Source organism: bacterium (assembly GCA_020440705.1).
Taxonomy (GTDB): domain Bacteria; phylum Krumholzibacteriota; class Krumholzibacteriia; order LZORAL124-64-63; family LZORAL124-64-63; genus JAGRNP01.
Map to the genome: position 1 here is coordinate 1 of JAGRNP010000195.1, position 4,417 is coordinate 4,417.

The window sequence follows — 4,417 nt, forward strand, 5'->3', positions numbered from 1 at the left end:
CCGGCGGTGATCTACGACCGCCGCTCGGCCGGCAGCCGGGCCTATTTCGACTTGGCGGACGAACTCGTGAATCGTTACTGTAGCGGGACCGGGCCCGACGATTCCCTCGTCGAGGCCATGCTCGGATCCATGACCCGGAGCCTCGGCGCGCAGCGCCCCACACGTGAGGCGACTGCCGATTCCGATTTCGACTCCCTCGTGCTGCAGGACGGCCCCCACTCGCCGGAGATGGTCTCCCTCGACGACCTGCTCGCCGAGGAGGAGAGCGGCCAGGGCCGCGACGAGGACGACTGGGAGGAAGGGTACTGGACGGGCGATCTGGGCGGCCCGAGCCGCCTGAACTGACGACCCCGCGCGGCACGCGGGGTTCCACCGCCGGACCCCGCGGAGGTCACAGCGTGACGGCCAGCACCATGCAAGCCCTCGTCTACGACAAGTCCAGCATGCCCTGGGACCAGACCCGGGGCTTCCAGAAGGCCGAGATGCCCGCCCCCACCCTCGCGGGCGAGGGCAACGCCGAGAACGTCATCATCAAGGTGATCTACTCCGGCTTCTGCGGCAGCGACCGCGGCATCTGGAACCGCACCGCCTTCAAGGGCATGATCTTCGACAGCCTCAAGCGGGAGCAGGCCACGACCCGCATCATCGGCCACGAGATGGTCGGCGAGGTGGTCGAGGTCGGCCGCAAGGTGCCCGCGCGCTTCGGCATCAACGTCAAGGACATCGTCTCCGCCGAGAGCCACATCATCTGCGGCTCGTGCTACCAGTGCCGCATCGGCCAGACCCACATCTGCAGCCAGGACACGATCATCGGCATCGGCCGCGACGGCTGCTTCGCCGAGTACATCAAGCTGCCGGCCAACGTGCTGTGGCTCACCGACCCGCGGCGCATCCGCATGAAGGTGGCCGCCGTGCAGGAGCCCTTCGGCAACGCCGTCCACGCCTGCACCAAGGCCGACCTGCGCGGCAAGTCGGTGGCCGTGTTCGGCTGCGGCACCATCGGGCTCTTCGTGATCATGGTCGCCCGCGCCCTCGGCGCCACCCGCGTCATCGGCGTCGAGCCCAACGCCCGCAACCAGGAGATGGCCCGCCTGCTCGGCGCCGACGAGGTGATCCCCGTCGACATGTCGCGCGGCGGCAAGAACGGCTGGGGCGCCGACAAGCAGCTCGTGGCCGACGTGCGCGCCGCCTTCGACGGCATCGGCGCCGACGTCTCCATGGAGATGGCCGGCTTCAACAGCAGCGTCAACAACGCCATCCAGAGCACCCGCCGCGGCGGCGAGGTCGTCCTCTTCGGCCTCAAGCAGGGCAACTTCCACATCCAGGCCTTCGACCGCGTGATCGTCAACGGCCTGACGCTGCACGCGGTCATCGGTCGCCGGATCTTCGAATCCTGGTATATTACCCGGAACCTCCTGGAGGACCGCAGCAACGGCATCCAGGACCGGATCGCGGACGTGATCCTCGGCGGCGGCGACGACGCGGTCGTCCACATCGCCGACTTCACGCCCGAGAGCTTCGCGAAGACCCTGGATGCGTGGCCCAAGCCGCTCATCCAGTTCTAAGACTTGCCGGAGGTCCCGATGCGCGTCTCGATCGAGTACTGCAAGGTTTGAAACTACGAGCCCCGCGCCGCCGGTCTGGCGGGCGCCCTGCGTGACCGTTACGGCGTCGACCCGCAGCTGATCGCCTCGAGCGGCGGCGTGTTCGAGGTCGAGGTCGACGGCGACCTCATCTTCTCCAAGAAGGCCGAGGACCGCTTCCCCACCGACGGCGAGATCTTCGCCGGCATCGACGCCCGCGGCTGAAACGAGCCGCCCCCCATGGCGACGGCCGGACCCCCCGAGGGGTCCGGCCGTTGTCGTTCCGCCGCGCCCGGCATGAAAAAGGGACCCCCGGGCGACACGGTTGGCCAAGGGGGAGACCAAACGGGTGTCGCCGGGGGTCCCGATGCGGGGCCCCGCGCCGCGGACGGCTACCGGCCGCGTTCCTTCTGCCGCGCCAGCTCCCGACGCAGCTCTCGCATCTCGGCCTTGAGGTCGTCCAACTCCTGGCGCAGTTCGGCTTCCGGCGCCGTGTCCCGGCGGTCGCCCGAGGAGACCCAGCCCGATCCGTCGAAATCGGCCAGGCCCGCGGTCACGGCCGCGGAGACTTCCGCCGCGAGGGCATCGAAATCGAATTCGAACTCGGCGTCGCCGACGGCGATGTTCATCCGGTTGTCCTGGCCGGCCCGCCACTGCACCTGCAGCGACGCCAGCAGGTCGCCCAGACCGTCCATGTCCTGCAGCACGTCGTCGAGGGCGTCGTCCGCCAGCAGGGCCATGGCCTCCAGATCGATCATGCGGACCGACTCGTGCCCGTCCTCGTCCGACACCACGGTCAGGGTGCCGTCGTCGAGGGTGACCGCAACGACGCTGCCGTCGTCGCCGCGGACGACGACCGTCGGCGGCGTCGGGTCGGCGTCGCGGGCGACGGCCGGGCCGGTCGCGGCGAGGATCGCCAGCGCCGTCGGGGCGAGGATGCGGAAGTTGATGGGGTTGCGCATGGGTTGACCTCCGGCGAACGGGACAGGGCCCGGGAACGGACAAGAGCGGGACCGGCCTGGGCGGGTCCCGCTCTTCTCTACGGCCAACCGCGGCCGGGGTTGCAGGCCCGGGTCAGAAAACCAGCCCCAGGTCGGGCAGGGCCAGGGAGCCCCAGTACGATTCGACGTCGCATTTCAGCCCCACACTGCCCCCGGCCCCCGTGACCGGCCGCACCAGCAGCCCCGGACCGCCCTCCTGGGCCAGGCTCGGCACCTGCACCTGCAGCACGGTCCGGCCCGCGGCGTCGCGCACGAGCGCGGTCAGCATCTGGCGCGGCGACAGGTCCGGCGACCAGTCCAGGGTCGCGGTGCCCACCCAGCCGGTGCCGGTGGGCGCGGCCGGACCGATGCGGAACGGTTCGCTGAGCAGGGTCACCCCCGCCAGGGGATTGCGGACCTCGAGCCGGATCTCCTGGGCCTCGTCGAGCCGGTCCTGATCCAGGCGCACGGTGACCCGCTGCACGGCCAGGGGCCGCGGCGCCTCCAGGGCCGCGACCAGGGCGCGCAGGTAGTCCAGGCGCGGGCGCTGGGTCGGATCCTCGGCCAGGTCGGCGCCGTAGGTGTCCAGGGCCCCGGTGGCCATGCCGTGCAGGGCCCGCCAGCGTTCGGACCAGTCGTAGCCGGCCTTGACGTCGGCCTCGAGCGCCGTGACGGCGGCACGGCAGTCGGTCCACGTGTCGGAGAACTCGCGGCGGCGGAGGGCCAGGCGCGCGTCCAGGTCCTCGGCGAGGTGGACGGACCACCGGCGCAGGAACGGATCCTCGCTCGCGTCGGCCATGGCCGTCCACTGCTCGGCCGTGCCCAGGGTCTCGAGGGAGTCCGCGAAGGCCAGCAGGGCGGCCCGCTGGGCCGGCTCGCACAGGTGCGCCGGGATCCGCTCGGGGTCGCCGTGCGGACGCGTGCGGCGCAGCACCGCCTCGAAGCGCAGGCGGTCGAGGTAGTCGAGGTACAGGTCCGGATCGAAGCGCACGGCGGCGTTCTTCTGGAGCTGCTCCCAGGCGCCGGACGACTCGCTGATGCGGCCGATGGTCGTCTCCGGATCATCGAGGGCGGCGTACAGCCCGACCGTGCCGGCCAGCAGCGGCGGCGCCGTGCGGTCGGCGAAGCGTCCGGCCTCGCGGCGCAGGCGCGGCAGGATGCGCTCGACCTCGTCGGAGGGCCAGGCGGCCGGATCGTACAGGGTCGTGAAGGCCAGATTCCCGCCGGCGGCGCCGCGTTCGGCCTTCTTCAGGCGCAGCAGGGCGAAGGCGCTGTTGCGGTAGGCGCGGGTGGTCGGCCCGGCGCTCGGCGGCACCTTGGCGGCGGCGGCTTCGAGTCCGGCCTCCCACGCCGGCGACCACCGCGGCTCCTGGTACAGGGCGACGAGTTCGGCCATGCCGTCCATCTGGCGCCGGGCTTCGGTCAGTTCGCCTCGCAGGTCACCGAGTCCCATGCCCAGGCGAACGTCGGCCAGGGCGCCCCGCTCGGCGCGCTCGAGCGAATCGCGTCGGGCCTGCACGCGGGAGTCGGTCAGACGGGGCAGATCGCGCCAGTTGGTGCCGGTGGTCAGGGAGAACCAGGCCAGTTCGAGGCGGTCGAGTTCCCCGGCCAGCGTCTCGCCCTGTCCGGCGAGGGTCCGCAGACGCTGCACCTCGCGGTCGGGCTGGGAGGTGGAGTGGATGCCCTGGCGAGCCAGGTCGCCGAAGAGGGCGATCTGTTCGAGCAGGGGCGCGGTGGCCCGCTCCTGCAGCTCGCCGAGGGCCATCTGGCGGCCGCGGTCGCCCGCGGCGCCCAGGCCGAGACTGCTGCTGCCGGCGTGCCGCAGGGCCCGGTCGTAGACCTGGCCCACGTCGA

At 71.7% G+C, this 4,417-nt stretch carries 5 protein-coding genes; 3 read left to right on the forward strand and 2 right to left on the reverse strand.

The genetic code is table 11. The annotated features are described in order from the left end of the window. From KDM41_17350 to KDM41_17360, 3 genes are all read left to right on the forward strand, one after another. Positions 1-345: hypothetical protein (locus KDM41_17350; GenBank protein ID MCB1185189.1), on the forward strand; the 345-nt coding region annotated here is incomplete at its 5' end. A gap of 68 nt (positions 346-413) precedes the next feature. Next, positions 414-1,565 (forward strand): alcohol dehydrogenase catalytic domain-containing protein, encoded by a 1,152-nt coding sequence (locus KDM41_17355; protein ID MCB1185190.1) that lies wholly within the window; start codon positions 414-416, stop codon positions 1,563-1,565. A gap of 18 nt (positions 1,566-1,583) precedes the next feature. Further along, a complete protein-coding gene (locus KDM41_17360) occupies positions 1,584-1,808 on the forward strand; it encodes an Rdx family protein (protein MCB1185191.1) in 225 nt (74 codons plus the stop codon). A 167-nt stretch (positions 1,809-1,975) separates the two neighbouring features. Here the strand turns inward: KDM41_17360 and KDM41_17365 are convergent, their stop codons facing one another. Together KDM41_17365 and KDM41_17370 are read right to left on the reverse strand one after the other, a co-directional pair. Then, complete coding sequence (locus KDM41_17365; GenBank protein ID MCB1185192.1) at positions 1,976-2,545, reverse strand: hypothetical protein; 570 nt, start codon at positions 2,543-2,545, stop codon at positions 1,976-1,978. A 112-nt stretch (positions 2,546-2,657) separates the two neighbouring features. Then, the coding region (locus KDM41_17370; GenBank protein ID MCB1185193.1) for a hypothetical protein at positions 2,658-4,417 on the reverse strand (1,760 nt) is incomplete at its 5' end.